This window comes from Spirosoma arboris, from assembly GCF_009754945.1.
In the GTDB taxonomy this organism is placed as follows: domain Bacteria; phylum Bacteroidota; class Bacteroidia; order Cytophagales; family Spirosomataceae; genus Spirosoma; species Spirosoma arboris.
Map to the genome: position 1 here is coordinate 69,597 of NZ_WPIN01000012.1, position 25,553 is coordinate 95,149.

Consider the following 25,553-nt stretch of genomic DNA (forward strand, 5'->3'; position numbering starts at 1 on the left):
ATGAGGGAATAATCAAGTAAAGTTTTTCAAACGCAATAGGCAACCAAGGCCTGATTGTAACTCATTTTTTGTCCTTCCGACGCCAGGAGGAATCTCAAGATTGACTAATACGAAACTTGAGATTTCTCCTGGCGCCGGAAGGACAGAAAACGCCAATTGGTATATAGGAAAGCTTAGATTACAGTGTGCTTAGCTTACTTAATAAACTGGCCTTTTTCGTCAAAAATCAGGTCTTTACCACCTACCTCTGCTTCGTAGGTTTTCTTGCCTTTCGCATCGACGATTTCAGCAGCTTCCTTAATTTTTTTCCCAGCGTAATGTTTGGCCACATACTCCCGAACGGATGCAGGCAACGCCGATTCGGCAATGGTCGTTTCTGTTTCGAGTACATTGCCTTTGGCGTCGATCACTAACGACAACTCCTTCCCATTATGGGTCAGACCTGCCTCATAGTTCCCATCTTCTTTCTCCCATTTCACGTTTTTCACACCCGGATACAATCGGGCAACAGTAGCTTTGGCGGCCGCTGGCACATCAATCGTAAACACAGTTATGGCAGGCGCTGAATGAATTATGTAGTTAGTCAAAGAAACCGAAGCAGCGTATGCCGTAGTGAATATTACCAGGCCACTGATCAATAACGTATACATTTGTTTCTGTTGTTTTAGTTTTCGAATCAAACCTACTACTGGATTCTAAAGCAATTTTGAAGTTGTAGCAGTTAGTAGCCCTATAATGTCGATAGCTACCACTAGCACCGGTTCGTCTTCAGTCGGCAAAATTTTCATATTAGGTTTCCTCCTTTACGCTACCCTCCTATCCGCCTGATTCTATAAAGTGCCGTAGCCACCCCACCCTTACGACTCTCGACACGTAATGACTAGTGAATAGACCATATGAATACAGGCGATCGTCCTTGCAACAGGCGTAGGAGAATATTCGTAATGGGTAACGAAGGCGACGAATTCTTTGTCCCGTAAAACAAACACAACCAAATTCTGTAAAAAATCTGTTTGCAGCCATTACGACGGCCCTAACTTATTTATAGTTCACACAATCAATCGCTTATGACCACTTTCACCCATCTATGCCGGTATATAAACCAGCAGTTCACACTACCGGTATCAGGCATCAAATCGTACCACCGCCTGCAAACCGATTTAGGACTAAACGACATTGAGGCAATCGAAGTGGTCGTTTTTATGGAATTATTGTATGGGCTAACCTTACCCGATGAGACTCTTACGTCTTCACTCTCGGTGGCGCAATTATGTAAGCTCATTGAGCAATATGCAGAAAAAGAACAGCCTGATTCGACATTTCTAGTGTATCGAAATCCACAACAAGTTTTTGCCCGAGTCAGCTAGATCGAAAATCGTCTGTAGTAAAAAAACCTGTTACGTGGTTCCAAGAAGATGGTTTTCAGCCTACCTGTCCCATTGGAGAAAGTTGTTCCAATTACTCAATAAATTTCAGTAAACCGGCATTCGCTTACTATTTCTTCAGTTATTTTTCTAGGGTTTCCTGTTGCCAAAGTACAAAACATTGGGAGCGTCTGAACGAGCGGCAGCGATGTCAAGTTTGCCGTCTTCGTTGAAATCACCAACGGCAAAACCATACACAGTCCCTTTGGAATCACCAAACGAAATTGAGTTAAAACTGCGACCTGTCCCGTCATTAAAAAATACGGACGACGGTGCTTCTACATGGCCAACAAGAATATCAACTTTCTTGTCGTTGTTTAGGTCAACCAGGGTAAGCGCATAAGGAACTATCCTGGAATCAGCGATACGAATACCGGCTGAAAAGGTTTGATCTTTTTGGCCAAAATACAGGCTTACTCCCTTGTTTTCGTCTACAGTTACAATGTCTAGTAGCTTGTCTGCATTAATATCAGCTACGGCTGCCACACGAATAGTGGCGTCAGACGGGCCGAATGGAATACGACGCGTATCTGAAAAGGTGATCGCTGAGCTGCCCAGATATACATAACTCTGACCACCGTCCCGATGTGGTACAACAAGGTCAATAAACCCACCATGATTAATATCCGCAGGGGCTATGGTCGTGGCAGGATAAGGAGCGACTGGGATGCAATTCGCAGTAAACTGCCCTTTCCCGCTGTTTAAGCAGATATAATTTGATGTTTTCCCCAAATCACCTCTGTTTGCCAAAATGATATCCGGCAATCCATCGGCGTTGATATCAGCGACGGACAAATTCCGTGTTGGCCATTCAGGAAGACCAAATTCAGACCCAATCGTGAAACTCCCTTTCCCGTCATTCAGATAAATTCGCTTCGAGTCTGGCGAATCATTGCTAATCGCAATATCAGGAAAACCATCTCCATTAAAATCAGCCAGACCACCGGTATAGGAGCGGTCTGCAACCTTCCCGAGGTTATACGCCTTTCGTATGCCGCCCATTCCATCACCAAGAAGGACGCGGTCTACAATAGGCCAATGCCGTCCCTTCACCAGCAATAGGTCAAGATGGCCATCGCCATCGAAATCGCCCATACTTACGTTCGCCGTTGTATCGACTTTCTCTTCAAGTTGTAACGTATGATTGAAGTCTGGTAAATCCTGAGTAGACTTCCTCTTTTCCTGATTGTGACTGGCAGCATCCTTGTTCTGCTGAGCAAGAATTTCAGGAGTTACAGTACCGACAAGGCAAATAAGTACTAAAAAAAATTTCATAGCAGTTTAGTAAACGTGTGAACTATAACCCCAGCTTGCTTAAAAACGAATCCCGGTATGTTTCGGCAATGGGGATTTCTTTTTGTTGAACATAGACCCGGTTGCCGTCAATATGATTGATCATCGATTTATTGATCAGAAAGGATCGATGCACGCGGATAAATAAATCGGCGGGCAATAACGCGGTCAAGGTGGAGAAAGCCATTTTAGGTAAAAAAGTTGACCCGATAGTCACCACTTTGGTATAGTTACCCTGTGCTTCAATATACAGGCAATCGTCATAAGCCACCTTGTAAATCTTGCCCTCTGACTTGACAAAAAAATACGTTTGCGGGGATGGCGTGTTGGCTTCGGCAACCCGTTTTGGGCTTCCCTGAAGTTTTTCCTTCGCCTTATCCACCGCCACGATAAACCGCTCCAGCGAAAAGGGTTTGAGTAAATAATCACAGGCAGCCAGGTCAAACGCGGTTACGGCATATTCCTCATAAGCCGTTGTGAAGATAACCTGGGGCGAATTTTTCAGGGTATTTACAAAGCTGATACCGGTGAGTACCGGCATGTGAATGTCCAAAAAGATCAGGTCGATCGATTGCTCGGATAAGATCGCTTTAGCCTCCAGCGCATGGCCACATTCGGCAATAATGTGCAGCTCCGGCAAATGGCTACAATAGTTCCGAAGGATCGTTCGGGCGACCGGCTCATCATCGACGATCAGGCAATTGATCATGGCGTTCCTGTTTTATTTTTATCCGAAGCTCAACGGTATAGACGTCATTGGCGGCCTCCTGTCTCAGCGAATAGTCACTCCCATACAATAGCTCAAGCCGCCTAAGCGTATTCGCTAGTCCAACCCCTGACTCTTCGTTCAGGAATTGATCGTTCTGGTTTTCAGATTGATACGAGTTACTCACAGTAAAGCAGATAAAGTTATCCGAAATTTTCAAGGAGATCGTTATGTGAATCTGCGGCACCAATGTGTTTTTGGCATGTTTAAACGCATTTTCCACAAACACAATGAGCACCAAAGGGGCAATCTTACTGGTTGGCGCAATCACGGGTTCGATATCTGTTTGCAGGACGAGCCGGTCACTGATTCGGATTTGCTCAAAATCAATGTAGTTCTGAATATAGTCCAGCTCCTCCTTCAGAGGCACAAATGGCTTTTTGGCGCTGTATACCGAATACCGTAAGAGGTTGGATAGCTTCAGCAGTAAAGCCGGAACCCGTTCGTGCTCGTCAATTGAAATGCCGTATAGATTATTCAGCACATTGAACAGAAAATGCGGGCTTAACTGGGCCTGTAATACATTGAATTCACTTTGCTTTTGTTCGGCTTTGATCTGGGCCTCCTGTACTTCCTTTTGTACAGTTGCCCGAATCAGTTTCAAGAACATACCCATGATCAGGCCAATCAAAAAGAAGGGCATGATGTCGACCCCTAACTCCCAAAGTTCTGCATGCGGATGACTGAATACATACCTGACAACTAACCACTTAAGAACAAGTAACCCCAAACTCGACAGCAGCGTGTAGCCTATAAAACGAACCAGTTCCTTCCGGAGATACCAGCGGCCCAGCAGCCAGCGACCCGTATACATGCAGAGCAGGAAGAAGATACAATCAATCCCCGTCGACCAGTTATTCTCAAATCGATACCCTTGCAACTGCATCAAATACCAGCCCACTCCTAAACCGGCCAAAACGGAGGCCGAGAAAATGAGGTGCAAGCTTAGCTTGTTTCCGCTGATGAGCTGCCGAACGGTTTTCAAGAGTGTAGGACAAGTTTAAGTTGACTGTTTATCGGCACAGCTTGTGCCTATTTTTTTTCGACAGGATTACAGGATTTAACAGGATTATATTGACTAAAAATCCTGTTAAATCCTGTAATCCTGTCGAAAAAGAAACTTGTTTTGCATCCGTTTTCATGGCTCAAAGATCGATGAATCCAACTACCGAAAAAGTTCGGGGGGCCACTCTGCCCGATTGGGGGACGGATCACGACAAACGGGTGACGAAAGGGCTTACCCACCGAAAACACCATTCTACATCCCACTCCACAGCACCCGTCCCCAAAAATTGAGCGTGTTCAGCATAGGATCGATGTTTGGGCAGGATTTCTCACGAACGAGCCTGCCCTATGAACCGCTATTTTTTGTTGCCGCTGGCGATGCTGGCAATCCTCTGTACGCCCACGAAAGCCCAATCGATCACCGGAAAAATCAGTGGGCAAATCCGGGATCCCCAAAACAGAGCCCTCCCAGGTGCCACGGTTATCTTACAGGAAAGGCAGGACTCTACGGTCAAAAAAGTCAGCCTTTCTGATACTGATGGCGCTTTTGAGGTTAAAAACCTACCCAAAGGCGACTATGTACTGAGTTGTTCCTACGTCGGTTTTCAGGCGTACAAAAGTGGCCTTTTAACGATTACCGAAACACAGACTGCCTTACGTCTGCCCGTCATTGTTTTACAGGCTTCCACGCCAAAAACGTTAAACGAAGTAGTCGTTACAGCTAAAAAACCCCTGGTTGAACAAAAAATAGATCGACTCATTGTCAACGTCGATGCCATGCTTACTGCAGCGGGTGGCAATGCCCTGGACGTATTAGCCAAAAGCCCCGGTGTGATGGTGAGCACGAATGATGATATCAGTCTGAATGGCAAACGGAATGTGCTGGTACTGATCGATGACAGGCCCACCTATATGTCGGCGCAGGATCTGGCGGCTTATCTACGATCTCTGCCCGGCGGTTTGCTGGATAAGGTCGAATTGATCAGTAATCCTCCGGCCCGGTACGATGCAGCCGGGGGCGCCATTATCAATATCGTGTTGAAAAAAAACAGAGCGGCTGGTTTTAACGGCAGTTTAAATCTGGGCTATAACCAAGGGCGCTATGGTCGCAGCAACAACGCATTACTCCTGAATTACCGCACCAAAAAGTTCAACATCTTTACCAATAGCAGCTTCAGCCGCGACCGGAATTTCAGCGAAGAAACCTACAGCCGTTATTTTTTTACGGACGCAGGATTACCTCAATCTACTATCCTGCAAACCAGCCAGTCAAACTATACGTCCAATGGCTGGAACGGGCGGATCGGAATGGATTATGTTGCGTCGCCTAAAACAACCATCGGTATCCTGTTTACCAGTTCTACCCGTCCTAAATCCGACCGACTCGATTATACCAGCAATCAATATACTGGCTTAATGCAATTGGATTCGGTATCGAAAGGCTATACCGATGGCCACTATCAATCCAGGAATACTGGGCTCAATCTGAACCTATCGCATAAATTCGACAGTACGGGTAAGCTATTGATGGCCAACGTAGATTACCTGACTTTTCAGACTAACACAAATCAGTTTTCGCCGATTGACACGTATCGACCTGACGGTCAGTTGGCAAATACGCAGGAGCGGCTTTTTATTATCCCCTCGACGGTTCGGATTTATGCGGGAAAATTGGATTATACGCAGCCCTTAGCTGGCAAAGCCGAATTTAGTGCTGGCCTTAAATCGAGTTATGTGATGACTGACACGGAATCGAATTGGTTCAACCAGACAGGAGATGGCTCGGTTCCTGATTATGGAAAAAGCAACCATTTTCAATACACCGAAGCCATCAATGCCGCCTATGTCAACCTGAAAAAGGAGTGGTCGCGTTGGGCCATCCAGACGGGTTTACGCCTGGAGAATACCCAATCAACAGGCCATCAGTTAGCTAACCCAGCAACGGTTGATTCCACGTTTCACCGAAGCTATACCTGGCAATTTCCATCGCTGTATCTATCGTATAAACTCGATAAGCGTGGCGATAACACCCTTGTGCTGAGCTATAGTAAACGGATTCGGCGACCCGGCTACCAGCAACTGAACCCATTCCTGTTTTTCCAGGATCGATACTCCTATTCCGGTGGCAATCCGAACCTGATTCCCGGCTATGGCCAGTCCATTGACCTACGCTATACCTACAAACATTATCTGGGTGTTACGCTTGCCTATAGCTGGGACAAAAATGGCATCAATCCCATTACGAAAGCCGTTGGCGATCAGTTTATTACCCGCCCCCAAAACTTTTACCAGGGTCATTCGCTTGGGATAATACCCAACGTATCGTTTTCACCAACCAGTTGGTGGACAGTCAATATTAGCGCCGTTTTATTAGCCATTAGAAATCAGGGTAATGCAGCGGGTGTGACAATCGATCAACAATCGAACCTTCACGAAGTGGAAACCATGAATCAGTTTCAGTTGGGCAAAACCTGGAGTGCCGAATTGACCGGCTTTTTTCCTGGTAGCCAATTCTTCGCCCAAACCAAAAGCAGCTCGATTTATAACATTAGTGCTGGCCTCCAAAAAACCATTCTCCAGAGACAGGGAACGCTGCGCTTAACTGTAAACGACATCTTCTATACGCTGGTGATGCACAGCCAAACCGTTGCCCTTAACCAGATTTCGGCGTTCTATACCCGACAAAGCGATACACGTCGGGTTGGACTCTCCTTTATGTATCGCTTTGGCAAAGAGGCCAATGCCCGAAAACGGAATACTGTTGGGAGCGCCGAAGATGAGAAGATGCGAACGAATTAAATGGAGACACTTCTACTAAAGCGTTGCCATATCGATCACAAAGCGATAGTTAATGTCTCCTTTGAGCATTCGGTCATAGGCCGCGTGAATGTCTTTTATGTCGATGATTTCAATATCCGCTACGATAGTATGCGCTGCACAAAAGTCAAGCATTTCCTGTGTTTCCGGGATACCGCCGGAGGCTGAACCTACTACACTTTTGCGACCTAATTGCAACAGGCCCACTTGTTTAACCTGAAAGCCTTGAGGTGGAATGCCAACAACAATGTGTATGCCATCCAGTTTTAACAGCGAAAGATAAAAGTCGAAATCATGTTCGGCGCTAACCGTATCGATGATAAAATCGAACGATGATTTTACTTTTTCAACCTCCTCCGTATTACTGGTTACGACAAAGTGTTGAGCACCTAATTTTTTAGCATCCGCTTCTTTATGGGGTGATGTGCTCAGGATGGTTACTTCGGCCCCCAGGGCTACGCCAAACTTCACTGCCATATGCCCAAGTCCACCTAAACCCAGCACGGCTACCTTATGCCCTTTGCCTACTTTCCAATGCTTCATTGGTGAATAGGTCGTTATACCGGCACACAATAAAGGGGCTGCCGCAGCCAGATCCAAGTTCTGGGGAATGCGTACGGTAAATGATTCATCAGAGACAATTGTGTTCGAGTAGCCACCATAAGTTGGTCGGTTGTCCAGATATTTATCCAGGGCATTGTAGGTCGGAATTACTCCATTTTCGCAATAGACTTCCAATCCTTCCTCGCAGTGATGGCATTTCCTGCAAGAGTTAACCAGCGTTCCCACACCGGCCAGGTCGCCAACCTTAAACCCTTTTACGTGGTCGCCAACTTTACTGATGCGACCTACAATTTCGTGTCCCGGAACCATTGGAAAAATACCCGGAAACCATTCATTGTTTATCTGAGCTAAATCAGAATGGCATACACCACAGTATAAAATTTCTACTTGCACATCATGTGCGCCTACTTCTCTTCTTTCAAAGTTCCAGAGCGCTAATGTTTCGTTGGCACGTTGTGCTGCATACCCTTTTGCTGCTATCATTGGTTGTGATTTTTGTTGTTTTGACCGCTGCAAAAGTACCGGCAAGGCATACGCCCCCAGATGTGTATATCAAACAGAAAACTGAGAAAATCAAAGCGTGCTTACGCATGAACGAGAAAGTACCATAAGGGTCAACCCTCTATTGCTTAATACGGGCAATATTTGATTTTTACAGCTTTTTATTTGGTATCAGTAAGTTCAGTCTCTTCTTTTTGATGAATTTTGGGTTCACCAAGGGAACATCACCAAGTGACAAGAGAGGCAATCAGGAACAAGATGAAAAAGACCAATTTAAGTGAAGACCTGAAGCTGGATGATCGTGTTTGGATGCCCGCCGATATCAATAAGGATATTCAGCATTTCAATGTTTTTTATGTCAGGCACAATAACGATGACCGGTTCAACTGTAAACCTTTTAGCAGGAAGTCGTTATATAAAATCAGCCTGTTGAAAGGAAAAACGAGACTTTATTATGCTGACAAAACAATGGAGTTTGATTGCGGGCTGCTATTTTCTAATCCCAACATCCCTTATTCCTGGGAGCACCTGGAATCGGAACAGGTGGCCTACTTTTGTATCTTCACCGATGAGTTTTTTGATCAGTTTATCAACCTCAATGAATACCCCGTTTTCCAACCCGGCTATGTACCACTTTTCCAACTAAGCCCGGAGCAGTTCACTGATTTTGAGAATCTATTCAAACAAATGCTGAGCGAAATTGCGCTTGAGTTCAGTTATAAATATGATTCGCTCAGGGCCATGGTTCTCCAGCTTATTCTAACAGCACTAAAGCTGAACCCTTCTACTTTTCATCGGTATAAGGACTCCAATGGTAGTCAACGAATTGTGTCCATTTTTATGGAACTATTGGAAAGACAGTTCCCCATTGAGTCGACGATGCAGCGGATGGAATTACGCTATCCAACCGATTTTGCCAATCAATTATCCATCCATATCAACCACCTGAACCATGCCTTGAAGCAGGTAACGGGTAAAACGACTTCTCAACTCATTGCTATACGAATTATGCAGGAAGCCCGGAGTCTTCTTCAGCATACGGATTGGAATATCACTGAAATAGCCTGGTGTTTGGGCTTTGATGACCTTCCGCATTTTATTAATTTTTTCAAACGAAACCAGCAACTCACGCCAAAGCTTTATAGAAAGATACAGGCTAGTTGATCGTTGATAAATACAATCTAATCGTTCTACTTCCTATATTTGCCATCAATACGGGAAATGGTGTCTTCCTGATCCAACCGCCCTCTTGAAGGGATGATGGCGCCTATTAGGGCTAAACGTTTTTTCAGCGTTCTAATAGGTATTGTTATATGTCATCATTCCGGTTTCGCGTTCCTCGTTCAATTGCCCCCCTGTTCTGGCAACAACCCATTCTGTTTTTCCTGGCCAAATGGCTACTCCTATCAGCGCTAATCGGCTTGCTGGTTGGCTCAGCCTCAGCGTTGTTTCTGGTATTGCTGGATTGGGCTACCTCATGGCGGGAAGCACATGTATGGGTTATTTCCCTATTGCCCGTTGCTGGATTTCTAATTGGTTGCCTATATCATTATGCAGGCAAAGATGTAGAAGCGGGCAATAATTTATTGCTGGAAACGATTCACCGGCCATCCGGGATCATTCCGTTGAAGATGGCCCCGTTTGTGCTTGTCGGTACCATAACTACCCATTTATTTGGCGGATCGGCGGGCCGTGAAGGAACGGCCCTGCAAATTGGTGGCTCGATTGCGGATCAATTTACCTACTTATTTCGCCTTCGCCCCCGCGACCGTCGCTTACTTCTGATTGCTGGAATTGCGGCTGGGTTTGGTTCTGTCTTTGGGACACCCCTGGCTGGGACGATTTTTGGGCTGGAAGTATTTTTACTTGGCCGGTTGCAATACGAAGGCCTGTTCCCAGCCTTAGCCGCGTCCTTCTTTGCCGATCTGACCACCAGGGCGTGGGGTGTTGGTCACACACACTATCACATTCCCAGCATTCCCTCACTCACCGTTCCACATGTACTCTGGGCGATGTTGGCTGGCATCATCTTTGGCCTTTGCTCGATTGTATTTAGTGAACTTACACATCGAATCAGCGGGTTCTTTAAAACGCATGTAGCTTATCCTCCTTTGCGTCCGGTTATTGGCGGAGCCGTTGTGGCTTTAGCTGTGTTCGGATTAGGCACGACTAAATACATTGGCTTAGGCATTCCCACCTTGATCGCTTCGTTTACAACTCAGCTACCACCTTATGATTTTGCCCTGAAAATCCTGTTTACCGCATTAACGCTTGGAGCAGCCTTCAAGGGTGGTGAAGTAACGCCCTTGTTCTTTATTGGCGCTACACTGGGCAATGCGCTTTCGTTTTTCATTCCCTTACCTACCGGCTTGTTGGCGGGAATGGGATTTGTAGCGGTGTTCGCCGGGGCAGCTAATACACCCCTGGCCTGTACGTTAATGGCCATCGAGCTCTTTGGCGCAGATTGTGGCCCCTATGCCGCTATTGCCTGCGTAATGGCTTACTTCTTCTCTGGGCATCGGGGCATATACGGTTCGCAGGTAGTGGGTCAGTCTAAACATTTGGTTTACCGACGTCATGAAGGCCAAAAGCTGGCGAGTCTGAGATCGATTCAGCGGAAAAATAGACCCTAAAAGCGCATACCATTCTGAAATGAAGTGAGAAGTCATTAATCTCCTAGACTATTCACGATTAGAATTGCATCAGAATTGGGCCATATCTTCGCTTGCATTCCTGCAGAACCATGAGACTTTTAGTTGTTGAAGACGAACCAGCCCTCCGAGAATCCGTTCGTGCTTATATGGAGAAAGAAGGGTACCGTGTATCGACGGCTGGCCGATTTAATCTAGCCTCGCAACAAATTAATGATGCCGACTACGATTGTTTTCTGGTTGATATTGGCTTACCCGACGGCAGTGGACTCGATCTGGTACGTTCCATTAAAGAGAGTCAGCCGCAGGCGGGCATCATCGTGATTTCGGCCCGGACTGGTTTAGACGATAAGCTAACCGGATTAGATCTGGGCGCTGACGATTATCTGACCAAACCCTTTCACCTTTCCGAATTAAATGCACGGGTTCGGTCGGTGCTGCGCCGGCGACTCTTCGAAGGAGAACGCATGATCACCTTCGGCGTCATTAGTATCCAGCCCCAGAACCAGTCGGTTAGTGTAAATGGGCAACCGATTGAGGTGATTGGGAAAGCGTATGAGTTGCTACTCTACTTTATTGCCAATAAAAACCGGCTATTGAGTAAGGCAGCTATAGCCGAACACATTTGGGGAGAGTCGATGGAATTGGCGGAGTCGCACGAGTTTATTTATCAGCATGTGAAGAACTTACGGAAGAAATTGCTGGGCGCGGGTTGTCCTGATTACCTGAAAACGCGCTACGGAGTTGGTTATCTGTTTTCTCTGACACCATGAAAAACCTGCTTTCACTCACCTTTCGGTATTATGCGGCTCTGGCCGCTTTACTGTGGTTGCTGAGTGTCCCTGTTTCCTATTTTATCATTCAGCGCCTGGTTATTCAGGATGTGGATGATGCGCTGTTAGCCCGTAAAACCGAAATTGGTCTCCTCCTTACTAACGATCATCATCAACTCCTCGAATACCTGCCTCGCGCAGACCCAGATGTGCAACTAAAGCTGATCACCAGACAACCGGGTTTTAAACAGCCTATTTCAGATCGGCTCTATGATACGACCTATTACTTACCCCTGCTCGATGAGTGGGAACCTCATCGGGAATTAAAAACCGGGTTATCCGTGAATGGTCAGTTGTATCAACTGCGACTTCGTCAGTCACTGGTTGAACGGGAAGACTTTATTGTGACCATAACTGGCCTGCAAACCGGCGTTTTCTTGCTGTTACTGCTCGGTTTGGGATTAATTAACCGGCAGATGACCCGTCGGCTCTGGCAGCCGTTTACGGATGTACTGGGAATTATTCGACGATTCAGACTTGAAAAAGACCCGCTTCCAGACTGGCCTGCTACGCAGGTACTTGAGTTCAATGAGTTACAAGGTGATCTGACGACACTCATCCGCAGGAACCAGGTTGTGTACGCTTCCCAAAAACAATTTACGGAAAACGCATCGCATGAACTGCAAACACCACTGGCGGTAATATCCGCTGAATTGGAAGTCTTATTTCAGTCAGAAGGACTTCCTGATGAAGAGCTAGCCCATGTACAGCGAGCGACCGAAGCTGTCCAGCGACTGGCGCAACTGAATAAAGCGCTCACGCTGCTCACGCAAATTGAAAATCGTCAGTTTATCGAAGACAAATCAGTGCATATTGGTCAACTCATCGACCGACTGCTCAAGACAAACGCGGAATTTATTCGCCACAAGCAACTTCGCCTGACCTATACTCAGAGCGCTGATCCAGCCGTATTGATGAACCCACAATTAGCCGAAGTGCTGCTGGGAAACTTAGTACGAAACGCCATCCGACATACGCCCACGGGTGGAGACATCACCATCCACTTATTGGCTCATCAATTACGAGTAAGCAATTCCGGTGAATCATTACCGTTTCCCGAAGAGGCAATTTTTGAGCGGTTTGTTAAAAATCCGGCGTTGCCTGAAGCTACCGGACTAGGTTTGGCCATTGCTCACCAGATCGCTGACCGCTACGGCTTATCGTTAACTTACACTTACGAGTCCGATCAACATCACTTCATAGTAAGCTGGCGCATCAATTGACACTGCCTTATCAGAATTCCTTCATAATTGATCGGTAAGTTTAGTCTTCACAGTCAAGTTTTAAAGCTATGTGGTGGATTTATGCATTGGGATCGGCGGTTTTCGCTGCGCTAACGGCGGTTTTAGCCAAAGTTGGTATCAAAGGAGTCAATTCGGATCTGGCCACGGCGATTCGTACGGTTGTTATTTTAGTTGTCGCCTGGGGAATTGTTTTGGGCCGTGGCGGTCTGGAGAGTTTACCTACCCTGACCCGTCAAAACTGGTTATTTCTGATCCTCTCCGGGATGGCAACCGGCTTATCCTGGATTTTCTACTTCAAGGCGCTTCAACTCGGCAAAGTCTCGCAGGTAGCGCCTGTCGATAAGCTCAGTGTCGCCATTGCCATCTTACTATCCGTGCTGTTTCTGGGGGAAGTGCTGACCTGGAAAGCGGCACTCGGTGCTGTCCTGATAATAGGCGGTACGCTGGTATTGATTTTATAAACGTATCCAGAGAACCCTAACGCAGGATTCAGATTTCCATTAGAATTGACCTGTACGTTTGCTTCCCACAATCAAGTTTTCATGTATTACTTGTCTTAAGTCGAGGAAAACTTGATTGAATTTGACACGTATATCCAGAAAATAGACATGGAAAAATGGGTTGCTTACGCCATCATCTCAATGCTGTTTGCCGGTCTTACTTCGGTCATTGCAAAGTTTGGGCTTAAACACGTTAGCGGAGATACGGGCCTGGCTGTGCGTACCGTTGTCGTGTTTCTGCTTGTCTGGAGCAACGCCCTGATTGGGCAAGGGATTAACCAATTTCGTGCCCTGGATCGATCATCAGTTATTTTTCTAGCCATATCCGGCGTCACAACCTCACTATCCTGGATCTTTTATTATCGAGCCATAAAGCTCGGTCCGGTTTCGCAGGTGGCCATGATTGACAAGGGCAGCATCGTTATTGCGTTAGTGCTCTCGGTCTGGATACTCAAAGAACCAATCACACTAAAAACGATGGGGGGAGCCATGCTCATTCTACTGGGCCTTGTCGTTATTGCCTGGAAATGATTATTTAGTTAACAATATTGGCATTTCAGGAAAGCTGTATTCGTTGCTGACCTGTTAGTTGACCGCCTGTTTGAGTTGATCCATAAAGACCCGGAAGAATTTACACCCTTACCATAGGATTCAGATTTCCATTAGAATTGGCCTGTACGTTTGTGCTATAACCCTGGTACTAATCACCAGTTATAGCATATGCGATACACAATAGCTTTCCTACTTGTGATAGGAGTTGCCGGATCTCTACAGGCCCAACTCATATCCGAAAAACAAGTGCCGGTTACGATTCAACAGGCCTTAAAAAAACTTCACCCAACGGTACAGAACCTCCAGTGGGAACGGTCAACACCGTATTACGAAGCCATTTTTACGCTGAATAATAACCACCGGGCGATCAAATTCGATACGAAAGGCCAGGTAGCTGAAACAGAAGTTGGCATTCCTATCGCAACCCTTCCGGCTTCCATTGCTGCCTATATGAAAGCGCATTATCCTAAAGAACGGATTCAGGCTGCGGAGACCGTCACGAAAGCGAACAGCGAAAAGACCTACGAAATTCGGATTACGGGTATGGAAGTCGTCTTTTCCAGTACCGGTAAATTCCTCGAAGAAGAAAAAGATTGACGACTGTATTCACTTACGTTATGAGCGCTATCATTCGAAAACAGCACCACTATTTAAAGCTGGGCCTGAGTTTAGGATTATTATGCCTTGCCGGCCTGATTCCCTTGCTGGCTCAGCCACCTCAACAAGGTTTGGAGGTATACTTAACTAGTGCTCGCCAAACCAGTCCACTGATCCGGGACAATCAGCTTCAGATTCAGGGTAATGCCCTGGAAGCGCAGCGGTTACTGGCGCTCTACACCAAACCATTGGTGCAATTAAACGGGAATGCCCAATTCGCTCCGATTTTTTCCATGGACAATGGAGGAGTAAAACCCGATTTTAACTCCAATGGAGCCAGCCGGTATTACGGTTATGATCTGGCCGTTTCCAATGGAGGGTTGTATCAGGGGTTGGTGAATGTGACCCAACCCATTTCTAATCTGTTTCGGGCCAAAGCCTACGCGGAGCCATTAGCGCTGGCTTCCCAGATTAGTCAGGCTGTTATTGGGTTGGGGCAGCACGATGTAGAGCGGATTGTCACTGATCAATATATCCTTTGTCTGCAGGATCGCTTGCAGGTTCAGTACACCGACAGCCTGCTCCAAGTACTGAGTGATCAACGGCTTATCGTCAAGAAATTCGTCGAATCCTCCCTGCTCAAACAGTCCGATCTAACGCTGGTGGATATTGAAGCCGAAACCCAACGCAACCTGCGGGTGGGTTATCAAACCGCCTATCGGCGGGATGTTCTGGAACTGAATGCTCTGAGTGGGATTGTCGATACAACCCAGGTCGACCTGGCTCCCCTGAACCTGACGATGGCCCCTGATATTGGGTTTGCTGAATCTGGGTTTACCCGACGTTACGCATTGGATAGCCTGACCCTACGCGCCCAGCAGAACATCTTCGAGCTGAAGTACCGGCCTCAGTGGATTTTCAACGCCAATGGTGGTCTCAATACATCGTACCTACCCGAGATCCCGATGCGATTTGGCTTCGGTGCGGGCGTATCGCTGGTCTGGACACTCTATGACGGGCATCAAAAACGACTAAACGCCCAGCGAACGGCCATTTTGCAACAGAGTTACGGCAATTATCGCCGGTTCATGATCAATCAGAATGACGTGCGTCGGGAACGGATTCGCGGAGAATTACGTGGATTGGAAAATCGACTACTCGTCTACCAACAGCAGATCGCGGGCTATCAATCGGTACTGGCCTCCTATCGCCGGGAGCTGTTGCAGGGCCAGTTGCCCATCATCAATTATATCACCGTCGTGAAAAACATGGTAGCCGTCCGCCGGGACGCGCTATTGCTTCAGTCAAACCGACAACTCCTCATCAATGCGTACAATTATTATAACTGGTAGCCTCTGGGTTACTTTGCTACTGGTGCTGGGTGCCTGTAGTTCGTCGGATCAAGCGGGTTCTGCTCCAGCGCAGGATCAGGCGGTTGCCCGCACACCCGTTACGGTACAGGCAATCGGTCGGGGCGGCATCAGCAACAGTCTGACGCTGTTTGGTACCACGCTCTATCTGCGTCGAAACGCGGTTACTGCGCCCGTAGCCGCCTTTATTACCAAAGTTTATGTAAGCCTGGGTCAGCGGGTTCAGAGCGGGCAGCCTCTCTATCAACTCGAGACTAAAGAGCGTCGGGCGCTGGGAAACCTATCCGTTGGGGGCGACTCGGCGCTATTGGGACGGATCATCGTCAAAGCGGCCTCCGGTGGTCTGATTAGCACTTTCGATAAACAACAGACCGGCGATTACGTGTTGGAAGGCACTCAGCTTTGTACCATTGCTGAGGATAATGCGCTGGCCGTTCAGGTCAACGTTCCTTACGAATATCAGGCGCTGGCCAAACCCGGACGGAGTTGCCGGGTTCGCCTGCCCGATGGACGTGCCCTAACCGCTACGTTCCAAACGCCCCTGACAACGGTTAATGCGCTGGCACAAACCCAGAGCGTTCTGGCCCGAATCAATAGCCCTGTGCCCTTGCCCGAAAACCTCACCGTACAAGTCGATGTGACCAGTCAGGCTAATCCACAGGCACAATTGCTTCCGAAGGCTGCTATCCTGAGCGATGAAATGCTCCAACATTTTTGGGTGATGCGGCTAATTAACGACAGTACCGCCGTGAAAGTCCCGGTACAATTGGGCGAGAAGACTACGACCACCGTCGAGGTGAAAAGCCCCATTTTCGGGGCTGGCGATCGAATCATCACGGAAGGCAATTACGGCCTGCCCGATACCGCTCGGGTGCTGGTAAACGCGAAAAAGCTATGATCGAGCAACCAACCGTATCGGAACCCGTTAGCCGGCCCGAACAACCCAAACGGTCGTATTTCGAGGTGTTTAGTCGCCCCATTTTGTTTACCGGCGTGTTGCTGCTTCTGGCGGGTATATACGCTTACACCCGGATGCAGACGAATCTGTTTCCCGAAGTACTCTTTCCACGTGTGTCCATCATCGCCGACAATGGGCAGCAACCCATTGATCGGATGATGATTACCGTGACCAAACCGCTCGAAAGTGCGGTTAAAAAGGTCAATGGAGTGACCATTGTGAAGACCAGCACCAGCCGGGGTAGTTGCACCATCGACGTGTTTTTTGAGTGGGGGCAGGACATTTATACCCAGAAAACCCAGGTGGAAAGTCGCATCAACGAGATTCGGAATTTCCTGCCGCCGGGGGTGAACCTGTCCATCGAGGCCATGAATCAGTCCCTGTTTCCGGTCTATGGATTTACGCTGGAAAGCGACCGGCATGGGCTAGTGGCCCTCCGCGACAAGGCGAATCTGCTCGCCCGACCCTTATTTTCTCAGGTACCCGGCATTTCCAATGTGGTCGTTCGGGGTGGGAAAGCGAAAGAAATTGTGATCCTGCCCAACGCGGTGAAACTGGCCTCGTTGAATCTGTCAATTTCGGCCCTGATGACGGCTATCAATGCCAATAACAACGTGCTTTCCAACGGCTACATCGCCGATTACCGACGGCTGTACCTAACCCTGACAGACACGCGGGTACTGGACGTGGACGCGCTGAGTGCACTGATCGTCAAGAACGACGGCACCCGGATTGTTCACCTCTCTGAAGTGGCCCAAATTCAGGTGCAGGAACAGCAGCAGGAATTTCTGGTGGTCAATGCCAACGGTCATCAGGCCGTACAGATTGATCTGGTCAAGCAACCGGGGGTCAATCTGATTGATTTTGCCAAAAATGCCGAAGCCAAAGCCGTCGAAATCAACCGGATTCTGCCCAAAGGGATGCACGTCAAGCCGTACTACAATCAGTCGGCTTTCGTAGGCGACAGTATTCACAGCGTGATCAAGACCATCTATGAAGGCTTGATTCTGGCCATTCTGGTGATGATCGTTTTCCTCCGCTCGTGGCGAGCCTCAACGGTGGTGTTACTGACGATTCCGGTTACCCTGGCATTTACGGTGCTGGTGCTTTACGTTGTGGGTATTACCATCAACATCATGTCGCTGGGGGCCATTGCCGCATCGATTGGCCTAATTATCGACGATGCCATTGTCATTATCGAGCAGATTTACCGCGTGCATGAAGAGCAACCTAAAAAGGACAAGTTTGCCGTCGTGCAGGAAGCGATTCACAATCTGTTTCCGGCGATGGTCGGTTCCTCGCTCAGCACAATTGTCATTCACTTTCCGTTCCGGCTGATGAGCGGACTGGCCGGTAGTTTCTTCCGGGAGTTATCGGACACGATGCAGATTACGATGGTCTGTTCCTTTCTGGTGACCTGGCTCCTACTGCCCGTACTCCACTTACTAATTGGCTTTAAGCATGAGAAAAATGCCAAACCGATTGATGAAGCTGCGAACGTTCGTCAGTTAAGCTGGCTAACGAACCTGTTCACCAAACCGCTGATTTCCATTCTATTTGTAGCCTTACTCGGTGTGGGAGCGTGGTTGTCCTACAGCAGACTGGAAACGGGTTTCCTCCCCGATCTGGACGAAGGCACGATTGTGCTTGACTACTTTACACCCCCCGGTACGTCCATTCAGGAGACCGACCGGATTCTGCGCGAAGCCGAAAAAGTCATCGTGGCCCACCCGGACGTAGCTACGTATTCACGCCGGACAGGTATACGCATGGCCTTTCGGGGCGTACCACCCAACTTTGGGGACTACTCCATTCAGTTAAAATCGACCCGAACGAAAACCACGATTGAGGTCATCGACGAACTGCGGACGCGCATTCATGCTGTTGAGCCCGTGTTAGATATCTCCTTCGGTCAGCGAATTGCCGATTTGCTGGGCGATTTGATGAGCACCTCTCAGCCAATTGAGATCAAGCTGTTTGGAGATAACTACACTCTGCTTCAGCGTTTATCCAAACAGGCATCGGGGATATTGGAAAAGGTGCCGGGTATCGTCGATGTGAACGATGGGCTGGTCGAAGCGGGGCCATCGCTGGTCTTTGAGCCGGACCAGGAGAAGCTAAGCCAGTACAAGATTGGACTAACCGATTTTCAGACGCAGCTAACCGCTTATACGGGCGGGGTGGCACTGGGGCCAAATGCCGCACAGCCAGTACCATCGCCCGCACAGGCTGCGCTAACAGCCGGTATTCAGGTGGGCTCGTTTCAGGATGGTGAGCAGATGCGCCGAATGGTGCTTCGATTCGCCAATTTTGATTCGAATGATCTGGACAAAATGCGCAACGTACTGATTTTTCTACCCGATGGCACCACCCGGCCCCTATCGTTTTTCTGTAAAGTGAGTGTACTGGCGGGCGAAATCGAGCAGCGACGGGAAGACCTTAAATCGACCGTTGTGCTCACTGCCCGTCTGGATGCTCGTGACCTGGGAAGCGCTATCAAAGAGATCCAGACCCAATTCGCCCAGAAATTACCCCTGCCACAAGGCTATACAGTTGGCTACGGCGGAGCCTATTCAGAACAACAACAATCGTTTAGCGAGTTACTGCTGATTCTAACGCTGGCTTCGCTGCTGGTGCTGGCCGTTCTGATGTTCTTATTCAAAGACTGGTGGCTGTCGGTGCTGGTATTAGTCCTGTCGCTACTCGGCATTACCGGTTGTATTACGGCTCTTTTTGTCACGGGGATTCCTCTAAACGTCAGCAGTTATACAGGCATCATCATGATTGTGGGGATCATTGCGGAGAATGCCATTTTCACCGTCAACCAGTTTGAACATACCCTGCAACGCACTGGTAATGTCGATGAGTCGGTCAACTACGCTATTGCGTTGCGGCTACGCCCTAAACTGATGACGGCTATTGGCGCGATCCTGGCGCTGATGCCCTTAGCGCTCGGTTTTGGGCTGGGCGCTCAAATGCAGCAACCGCTGGCGGTGGCCGTCATCGGGGGGTTTGTGGCCGGTTTGCCGCTGCTGCTATTGGTATTTCCGACCGCGCTACGGGCATTGTATCACCGACGAGAAAAAAAATAGATAAACATGACGTTACGATTCATTCATGGTCTAACAGTCTTTTTCAATCCTATGGTCAGCCAGTGTCTATTTCCGCTTATACCAGTAAATCGTTTGCGGAGTAGCGTTAGGGTTTTCGCTAGTTGTGTAATAGCCCGACCTATCGATAGCCCAGCCAATGGCTTCGCCCTGCGGTTCATTGGCCAGTGGGATAAGTCGGGGCGTACGCTTGAGCGCGTCCGCAACAGACTCCCCCGTTCGGCGGGAGTAGTAAAACAACTGTCCGTATGTACGAATCAAAATTTCCCGATTATCAGGCGAAATTCCCGCCGAAGTCACTTTATCAAAGGGCATCACCAGCAGACGTTTCATCATGATGGTTTGCGTTAACGACTGCGGGTAAGTGGCCTGATACAGTTCCGCACGATCACCTTTCGAGAGGATATATAAATCTTTCGTAGCTGGGTCAATCAGAATAGCTTCGGCATTTTGTGGGCCGTCGGGCAGTGTCAGCCGAATGGCTTCGGCATTAGTTACCGTACCTGTATAGGGTAATTTCTGTCCAGAAATGGTGGGCTCCGGGAATCGGTAGATTATCTTTTCGGGATAGCGCCGTTTGTTATCCCCAATTTCAGCCAGATATACATAGGTTTCACCCGACACAGGCCCTGGCCCAACGGTTATATCTTCCCAGTCACGGTTGGTGGCTCCATCAATGGTAAACCGAGCCGCAACGCTCCCATCTGGTCGTAGTAACTGAATCTGATTAGAATTTCCAGAATCCTCTTCTGTCCATAGAAAGCCCGGATTACGGCGGCTGGGTGCTACTCCCGACGATTCCTCCAAATCGGAGTCGGTCATTGTGCCTATCTGTTTAGGCTGGGCAAATAGGGTGGTATCACTGGCTATATCATCGACTACGTAGCTTACCCTGGGCAATGGATCTGACGTAGCAGCTGTGCTGGTTTCGGATGTCGATTCACCTGATTGCTGACAGGAATTCAGCAAACCAACCAGCAGCACAGGTGGGAGGAGGAATAGATATTTCATAAAACGGAAAATAAATAATCCCCGATTGCGGACGTTCCCATGACCGCAACCGGGGAGATGATCTACTCCGTGATAACCTGACGGACTTAATGCAGGTTCCCTTTGCCGTTGCTCGGATAGGCACCAATGTCCGTACTGGGTGGTGTAATTTCCGTTGAACCAAAGTTGGGACTCACGGGCACCACGATCAGCGGGCTGAAACTGGTTGTGCCTTTGCCAATAGCGGGTGATGTTGACTGTAGGCGGAAGTTCCAGGTCCCTGCATACGTAACATCTGATACTTTCTTCGTTGCTACGTAAGGCAGCGGAAAGTTCACGAACTGTGGGTTGTTTTTCTGAACCACCGCCGACCCGTCATAGACCTGACCAAGCTTATAGCCAGCGGGCAGGAACGACGCAGGAGCGGGAATATCGCTGGTTTGCGGCTTGGTAGTGAAGAGAACCGGATAAATCTGGTTCGCCATCTTCAGCGAATCGACATAGTTGTAGTTATTGCTGTACTTGATATTGGCGGTATCGGCTACCACCAGTGCGTTACCGGCATACGATTGCGTGGCACCCACAATCCGCGGACCATACTTGTCGTTCACCATCAGGTTGTTATAATAGCCACCTTTTGCGCCTTCCTCGAAGTTGATCGAACCCCCACGCCCATCGGCAGAACGACGATAACCGCTATGAACAATAGTGTTATTATAGAACATAAGGTTTGTTTGGGGCTGACCGGGTTTCTGACCATTGTTTGACGCTTTGGGGCCGTTCGTGGCTGAACCAATGACCAGGTTATAGGCAAAGTTCCCCACCGTTCCGCCTTTTACGTTCCAGGCTTCGCCACCCGTGAATCCGCACTTTTCGAAGGTATTTCGCATCACGTTGTACCGGCCACCGAAGGGGCGCATCGGATCATCGACCGAGCCATAAACCCATGAATCTTCCAGAACAACAATTCCATCCGAGTTAGCCGAAGAGACAACATATGCTTTGCCACCGTTCGCGATAAACGACACAGGCGAGGTCACGACCGTACCGCCACCGAATTCAAGGTGCGTCCATTTAATGATGATATTTTTGAACGTCGTTTCGCCCAGGATACCACCCCACAGACCCGCATAAGCTGGATCTTTTGTTACATCGGCACCAGGTGTGTCGGTTTTAGTCGCCGTGGGAACGGTGAAATAGATAGGTTTTTCCTGTGTACCCAACGACAGGAACGAGCCTTTCACGATGAAACTCCACACGCCCTTGCCATCGAAATACACCTTGGCTCCGGGCTGAACAACCAGCGTATCGCCTTCATTGATAAATACATCGCCGGTAACCCGGTAGGTCGAATCGGCCAGGAGTGTCCCTTTCACTACGCCAGATAAGGGCGTTTTTGTACTAATGGCAACCCCGGCTTTAAAAAACGGAGCCGATACCTGTACATCTTCTGATTTGCTACAGCCGGAAAGACCAGCCATCAGCCCGGCAGCTACGGTCATAGCGGCCAATCCCAAACGAATTTGATGGTTCATAGTTGAAAAAATAAATAAGCAATGGGTGATAAAACGACTAGTGTTTATAGCGGAACCCAATCAGATAGGTCTGACCAAACAGATCTTTCTGCACCAAAATCCGATCGGTGCGGAGTTGCTCCGGCAGAGTACTCAGGGTATTGGGCTTAAGAATCTCGGAAATGATCGGGTTATTGAGCAAATTGGTCAACTTGGCAAAAACCGAGAACCGAGTTCCCGAAGCCCGGTTGATCCCGAAGCGTTTCTCCGCCGAAAAATCCAGTTGCGAGGTGCCCCGCTGCCAATAATCCAGGTTCAAATACGGCGACACGACGTTGATCCGCTTACCCGTGTACACCCAGGCCAGTTGCGCATCGACATTGATCCGCTGATTTTTATACACCAGTGATAGGTTCGCAATGTGATCGGATTGCCCCTGCAAAGGCCGTGTCTGCGACGCGTTAGTCACCACGGTTGAGCCTTGGGCATCGCGGCCGTATACCAGTTTCGAGGTCGTAATACTCGATTTGGTAAAGGTGTAGTTACCCGTCAATCCCCAGTCACTGAAGAACTTAGCGAATACTAATTCAGCACCAAAGTTGGTGGCCGTACCGAAGTTAAGCGGCTGGTAGAGCGTATTGACCTGGCTCACCTGGTTGAAGCCATATTCAATCGGGTTCTGGATGTTTTTGTAAAATCCACCGATCAGCAATTGCTGGCTTCCGCCTGGAAATAGTTCATACCGCAGGTCAATGTTATCGGCAACGGTATGCTTGAGGTATGGATTACCCGACTCGGTATAATAATCACCGGGAAACAGCGCCGGAACCAGTTCGAAATAACCGGGTCGGCTAATGCCCCGGAAGTATGAAAACCGGACATTTTCGAGGTTCGACAACTGGTATTTGAGGTGCAGACTCGGTAAGATATCCAGGTAACTGATCTTGCCTGTCTTACCCGTCGAGGTGACCGGCAACTGCGATACATAGGCCTGATTGGTATTTTCGAAGCGAACCCCTCCCACCAATTGCCAGCGACTGGCCAGGGTGACTTTCCCCTGCACATAGCCCGCTGCGATTTGCTCCTTAGCGGTATAATTGTTTCCGTTCGCACTGTCCGACAAGGCCGTTGCCGCGGGAAAGAACGACAGCGTTGCCTGGTTGATGCTCGTGTACACCTGCCGATCACCGCCGGGCAAAACCGTCGATAAGCTGTAATCGTTGTAGTAATTAGTCCGATCTTTATCGCGATACATCCCGCCCACCGATACTTCAGCATTCGAAATCGGGTAGTACGTCAGGTTGAGATAACCCGTCAGATCACGGTCACTGTTGCGGGTCCAGATATAAGTCACCGGGTTAATGAACTGCGATCCGGCGATGGGGTTGCCGTTTATATCGGGTTCTACCCGGTAGGTAACGCTATAACTGGCCCAGCTCGGCGTTTGGCTCTTCGCCTGTGAATACACCGCCGACCAGTTCAATTTAAGCTTTGCGTTGGTTGGTTGTCCCAATAGAATATGGTCGCCCTGCAAGGTGGCACTATAGATGTTTTGCCGCCGGAACACCGACCGTTCACTGGTAGTAATATCCCCAAATTTGGTCAATTGGTCGCCCAGAATGGTTCGGTGTTGTTTGTCATCGAGCTGCATAAAGAGACCGTACAAACTCAGCTTATGGCGATCAGTAAACGCATAATCGAACTTGGCATTCAGCCCCGTCCTGGCCTGTTCGTTGGAGTTAATCCGGTTATCGACCGATGTAAAAATGGGGGTATTCGGCAGCGGGTCTGGACTTGGCTGGCCATTGATGGTGAAAAACGTAGTGGTGCCGCCCCGGTACGTATGCTGGTAACTACCGCCCAGTAAAAAGCCCAGACGGTGGTTGAAAATCCGGTTTCCAATCGACAGGCTAAACAACCCGTTTACAGGCAGTGATATCTTGTTGTAATTGAGCGACGTACGCGAAAACTGCGACGGTTGCGCGTAGGCCGTATTACTGCCCATGATCTCCGAGGGGGAGCGGAAGTTGATGTCTTTCGTACTGAATCCCTGAAAAGGCTGGTTACCAAAAATCTGGCTGTACCCGCCCGATGCGGTAGCCGATAGCGTCAGATAATCCGGTGCCGATTTCATGATCATGTTCATCGAACCCCCAATTGCATCGCCTTCCATATTGGGAGTAAGCGCCTTCACGACTTCCAGACGTTCGAGTAGATCGGCGGGAAAAATGTCCATCGGCACGTAGCGGTTTTTATTATCCGGGCTGGGGATTTTGATCCCGTTGACCAACGTATAATTGTACCGCCGATCCATACCCCGGATGATGGCAAATTGCCCGTCGCCGGTACCATTTCGCACTACCGAAACGCCCGATACGCGCTGCAATACGTTGGCAACTGTAATGTCAGGCAGTAGCGAAATAGCTTTGGCGCCAATGATATTCAGGACATTATCAGCCTTCTGTTCCGTTTTTCGGGTGTTATTCTCCTGTTCCCGATCACCGGATGCCGTCACGACCACCTCGGTTAAGTCGTGGCTACTTTCCGCCAGAGTAAAGTTTTGAACAACCAATTCACTGGCAATGACAACCGTTTTCTGAGTTCGCTGGTAGCTAACATACTGCACCATACAGGTGTATGTCCCGGCAGGAACGCCTTTAATGAGATAACTCCCATCCAGCCCGACCGTACCCCCGAATTTGGTATTGGCCAGACTTACAGTCGCGCCGATGAGTGGCTCGCCGGTTCGGGCATCCATCACGGAGCCTTTCAACGTAGCCGCCTGCACCGAAAGCGATCCAAGTAACAGCAGTAGTGTGTAAAAAATAGATTTCATGTGTATGGCGTCAACTTGTACCCGTGTA

General features: G+C 48.7%; 21 protein-coding genes and 1 riboswitch. Of the genes, 13 read left to right on the forward strand and 8 right to left on the reverse strand.

Annotated features, from left to right (window positions below; genetic code table 11):
- Positions 1-194: 194 nt before the first annotated feature.
- Positions 195-650, reverse strand: a complete 456-nt coding sequence (locus GO755_RS26820) for a PepSY-like domain-containing protein (RefSeq protein ID WP_157588395.1) — start codon at positions 648-650, stop codon at positions 195-197.
- 417 nt (positions 651-1,067) lie between these two features.
- On the opposite strand from GO755_RS26820, the gene GO755_RS26825 reads away from it, so the two are divergent.
- A complete protein-coding gene (locus GO755_RS26825) occupies positions 1,068-1,367 on the forward strand; it encodes an acyl carrier protein (protein WP_157588396.1) in 300 nt (99 codons plus the stop codon).
- A 147-nt stretch (positions 1,368-1,514) separates the two neighbouring features.
- Here GO755_RS26825 and GO755_RS26830 read toward each other — a convergent pair whose 3' ends face one another.
- From GO755_RS26830 to GO755_RS26840, 3 genes are read right to left on the reverse strand one after another with little or no spacing between them, the layout of a single operon-like run.
- Positions 1,515-2,699 (reverse strand): FG-GAP repeat domain-containing protein, encoded by a 1,185-nt coding sequence (locus GO755_RS26830; protein WP_157588397.1) that lies wholly within the window; start codon positions 2,697-2,699, stop codon positions 1,515-1,517.
- A gap of 22 nt (positions 2,700-2,721) precedes the next feature.
- Complete coding sequence (locus tag GO755_RS26835) at positions 2,722-3,426, reverse strand: LytR/AlgR family response regulator transcription factor (RefSeq protein WP_157588398.1); 705 nt, start codon at positions 3,424-3,426, stop codon at positions 2,722-2,724.
- Positions 3,401-4,468 carry a sensor histidine kinase gene (locus GO755_RS26840; RefSeq protein ID WP_157588399.1) on the reverse strand — a complete coding sequence of 356 codons (1,068 nt, stop codon included), beginning with the start codon at positions 4,466-4,468 and terminating at the stop codon, positions 3,401-3,403. The genes GO755_RS26835 and GO755_RS26840 overlap by 26 nt, the downstream gene beginning before the upstream one ends.
- 155 nt (positions 4,469-4,623) lie before the next feature.
- On the opposite strand from GO755_RS26840, the gene GO755_RS26845 reads away from it, so the two are divergent.
- Positions 4,624-4,779, forward strand: coding sequence for a hypothetical protein (locus GO755_RS26845; protein WP_157588400.1), 156 nt, complete (start codon positions 4,624-4,626; stop codon positions 4,777-4,779).
- 57 nt (positions 4,780-4,836) lie between these two features.
- The gene (locus GO755_RS26850) at positions 4,837-7,287 is read left to right on the forward strand and encodes an outer membrane beta-barrel protein (protein ID WP_157588401.1); all 2,451 of its coding nucleotides are present in this window, start codon (positions 4,837-4,839) and stop codon (positions 7,285-7,287) included.
- A gap of 15 nt (positions 7,288-7,302) precedes the next feature.
- Here the strand turns inward: GO755_RS26850 and GO755_RS26855 are convergent, their stop codons facing one another.
- Positions 7,303-8,352 (reverse strand): NAD(P)-dependent alcohol dehydrogenase, encoded by a 1,050-nt coding sequence (locus GO755_RS26855; RefSeq protein WP_157588402.1) that lies wholly within the window; start codon positions 8,350-8,352, stop codon positions 7,303-7,305.
- Positions 8,353-8,628: 276 nt separating this feature from the next.
- Here GO755_RS26855 and GO755_RS26860 point away from each other — a divergent pair, with 276 nt between their 5' ends.
- The 10 genes from GO755_RS26860 (at position 8,629) to GO755_RS26905 (ending at position 20,167) form a co-directional block, all read left to right on the forward strand.
- The gene (locus GO755_RS26860) at positions 8,629-9,534 is read left to right on the forward strand and encodes a helix-turn-helix domain-containing protein (protein WP_157588403.1); all 906 of its coding nucleotides are present in this window, start codon (positions 8,629-8,631) and stop codon (positions 9,532-9,534) included.
- A gap of 44 nt (positions 9,535-9,578) precedes the next feature.
- A riboswitch (Fluoride riboswitch) is annotated at positions 9,579-9,647 on the forward strand.
- A gap of 36 nt (positions 9,648-9,683) precedes the next feature.
- Positions 9,684-11,003, forward strand: coding sequence for a voltage-gated chloride channel family protein (locus GO755_RS26865; protein WP_157588404.1), 1,320 nt, complete (start codon positions 9,684-9,686; stop codon positions 11,001-11,003).
- Positions 11,004-11,113: 110 nt separating this feature from the next.
- Positions 11,114-11,794, forward strand: coding sequence for a response regulator transcription factor (locus GO755_RS26870; protein ID WP_157588405.1), 681 nt, complete (start codon positions 11,114-11,116; stop codon positions 11,792-11,794).
- Complete coding sequence (locus GO755_RS26875; RefSeq protein WP_157588406.1) at positions 11,791-13,077, forward strand: sensor histidine kinase; 1,287 nt, start codon at positions 11,791-11,793, stop codon at positions 13,075-13,077. The genes GO755_RS26870 and GO755_RS26875 overlap by 4 nt, the downstream gene beginning before the upstream one ends.
- Before the next feature lie 68 nt (positions 13,078-13,145).
- Complete coding sequence (locus GO755_RS26880; protein WP_157588407.1) at positions 13,146-13,559, forward strand: EamA family transporter; 414 nt, start codon at positions 13,146-13,148, stop codon at positions 13,557-13,559.
- A gap of 111 nt (positions 13,560-13,670) precedes the next feature.
- On the forward strand, positions 13,671-14,129 hold the full coding sequence (locus GO755_RS26885; protein WP_227687097.1) for an EamA family transporter: 459 nt from the start codon (positions 13,671-13,673) through the stop codon (positions 14,127-14,129).
- Positions 14,130-14,318: 189 nt separating this feature from the next.
- The gene (locus tag GO755_RS26890) at positions 14,319-14,747 is read left to right on the forward strand and encodes a PepSY-like domain-containing protein (protein ID WP_157588408.1); all 429 of its coding nucleotides are present in this window, start codon (positions 14,319-14,321) and stop codon (positions 14,745-14,747) included.
- Between the two features lie 20 nt (positions 14,748-14,767).
- A complete protein-coding gene (locus GO755_RS26895) occupies positions 14,768-16,099 on the forward strand; it encodes a TolC family protein (RefSeq protein ID WP_227687098.1) in 1,332 nt (443 codons plus the stop codon).
- A complete protein-coding gene (locus GO755_RS26900) occupies positions 16,074-17,015 on the forward strand; it encodes an efflux RND transporter periplasmic adaptor subunit (protein ID WP_157588409.1) in 942 nt (313 codons plus the stop codon). Before GO755_RS26895 ends, GO755_RS26900 begins: the two co-directional genes overlap by 26 nt.
- Entirely contained in the window at positions 17,012-20,167 is a 3,156-nt protein-coding gene (locus tag GO755_RS26905; RefSeq protein ID WP_157588410.1) for an efflux RND transporter permease subunit, read from the forward strand. The genes GO755_RS26900 and GO755_RS26905 overlap by 4 nt, the downstream gene beginning before the upstream one ends.
- 66 nt (positions 20,168-20,233) lie before the next feature.
- Here the strand turns inward: GO755_RS26905 and GO755_RS26910 are convergent, their stop codons facing one another.
- The 3 genes from GO755_RS26910 to GO755_RS26920 form a co-directional block, all read right to left on the reverse strand.
- Positions 20,234-21,196 (reverse strand): hypothetical protein, encoded by a 963-nt coding sequence (locus GO755_RS26910; RefSeq protein WP_157588411.1) that lies wholly within the window; start codon positions 21,194-21,196, stop codon positions 20,234-20,236.
- An 86-nt stretch (positions 21,197-21,282) separates the two neighbouring features.
- Positions 21,283-22,710: a hypothetical protein gene (locus tag GO755_RS26915; RefSeq protein ID WP_157588412.1), complete on the reverse strand. Its 1,428-nt coding sequence runs from the start codon at positions 22,708-22,710 to the stop codon at positions 21,283-21,285.
- A gap of 37 nt (positions 22,711-22,747) precedes the next feature.
- Positions 22,748-25,525, reverse strand: coding sequence for a TonB-dependent receptor (locus GO755_RS26920; RefSeq protein ID WP_157588413.1), 2,778 nt, complete (start codon positions 25,523-25,525; stop codon positions 22,748-22,750).
- Positions 25,526-25,553: the final 28 nt, after the last annotated feature.

What these genes read in the sequence shown, in the direction of transcription:
- GO755_RS26820 (WP_157588395.1), bottom strand. Translation starts at nt 650, where the DNA reads ATGTATACGTTATTGATCAGTGGCCTGGTAATATTCACTACGGCATAC.
- GO755_RS26825 (WP_157588396.1), top strand. Translation starts at nt 1,068, where the DNA reads ATGACCACTTTCACCCATCTATGCCGGTATATAAACCAGCAGTTCACA.
- GO755_RS26830 (WP_157588397.1), bottom strand. Translation starts at nt 2,699, where the DNA reads ATGAAATTTTTTTTAGTACTTATTTGCCTTGTCGGTACTGTAACTCCT.
- GO755_RS26835 (WP_157588398.1), bottom strand. Translation starts at nt 3,426, where the DNA reads ATGATCAATTGCCTGATCGTCGATGATGAGCCGGTCGCCCGAACGATC.
- GO755_RS26845 (WP_157588400.1), top strand. Translation starts at nt 4,624, where the DNA reads ATGGCTCAAAGATCGATGAATCCAACTACCGAAAAAGTTCGGGGGGCC.
- GO755_RS26850 (WP_157588401.1), top strand. Translation starts at nt 4,837, where the DNA reads ATGAACCGCTATTTTTTGTTGCCGCTGGCGATGCTGGCAATCCTCTGT.
- GO755_RS26855 (WP_157588402.1), bottom strand. Translation starts at nt 8,352, where the DNA reads ATGATAGCAGCAAAAGGGTATGCAGCACAACGTGCCAACGAAACATTA.
- GO755_RS26860 (WP_157588403.1), top strand. Translation starts at nt 8,629, where the DNA reads ATGAAAAAGACCAATTTAAGTGAAGACCTGAAGCTGGATGATCGTGTT.
- GO755_RS26865 (WP_157588404.1), top strand. Translation starts at nt 9,684, where the DNA reads ATGTCATCATTCCGGTTTCGCGTTCCTCGTTCAATTGCCCCCCTGTTC.
- GO755_RS26870 (WP_157588405.1), top strand. Translation starts at nt 11,114, where the DNA reads ATGAGACTTTTAGTTGTTGAAGACGAACCAGCCCTCCGAGAATCCGTT.
- GO755_RS26875 (WP_157588406.1), top strand. Translation starts at nt 11,791, where the DNA reads ATGAAAAACCTGCTTTCACTCACCTTTCGGTATTATGCGGCTCTGGCC.
- GO755_RS26880 (WP_157588407.1), top strand. Translation starts at nt 13,146, where the DNA reads ATGTGGTGGATTTATGCATTGGGATCGGCGGTTTTCGCTGCGCTAACG.
- GO755_RS26890 (WP_157588408.1), top strand. Translation starts at nt 14,319, where the DNA reads ATGCGATACACAATAGCTTTCCTACTTGTGATAGGAGTTGCCGGATCT.
- GO755_RS26895 (WP_227687098.1), top strand. Translation starts at nt 14,768, where the DNA reads ATGAGCGCTATCATTCGAAAACAGCACCACTATTTAAAGCTGGGCCTG.
- GO755_RS26900 (WP_157588409.1), top strand. Translation starts at nt 16,074, where the DNA reads ATGCGTACAATTATTATAACTGGTAGCCTCTGGGTTACTTTGCTACTG.
- GO755_RS26905 (WP_157588410.1), top strand. Translation starts at nt 17,012, where the DNA reads ATGATCGAGCAACCAACCGTATCGGAACCCGTTAGCCGGCCCGAACAA.
- GO755_RS26910 (WP_157588411.1), bottom strand. Translation starts at nt 21,196, where the DNA reads ATGAAATATCTATTCCTCCTCCCACCTGTGCTGCTGGTTGGTTTGCTG.
- GO755_RS26915 (WP_157588412.1), bottom strand. Translation starts at nt 22,710, where the DNA reads ATGAACCATCAAATTCGTTTGGGATTGGCCGCTATGACCGTAGCTGCC.
- GO755_RS26920 (WP_157588413.1), bottom strand. Translation starts at nt 25,525, where the DNA reads ATGAAATCTATTTTTTACACACTACTGCTGTTACTTGGATCGCTTTCG.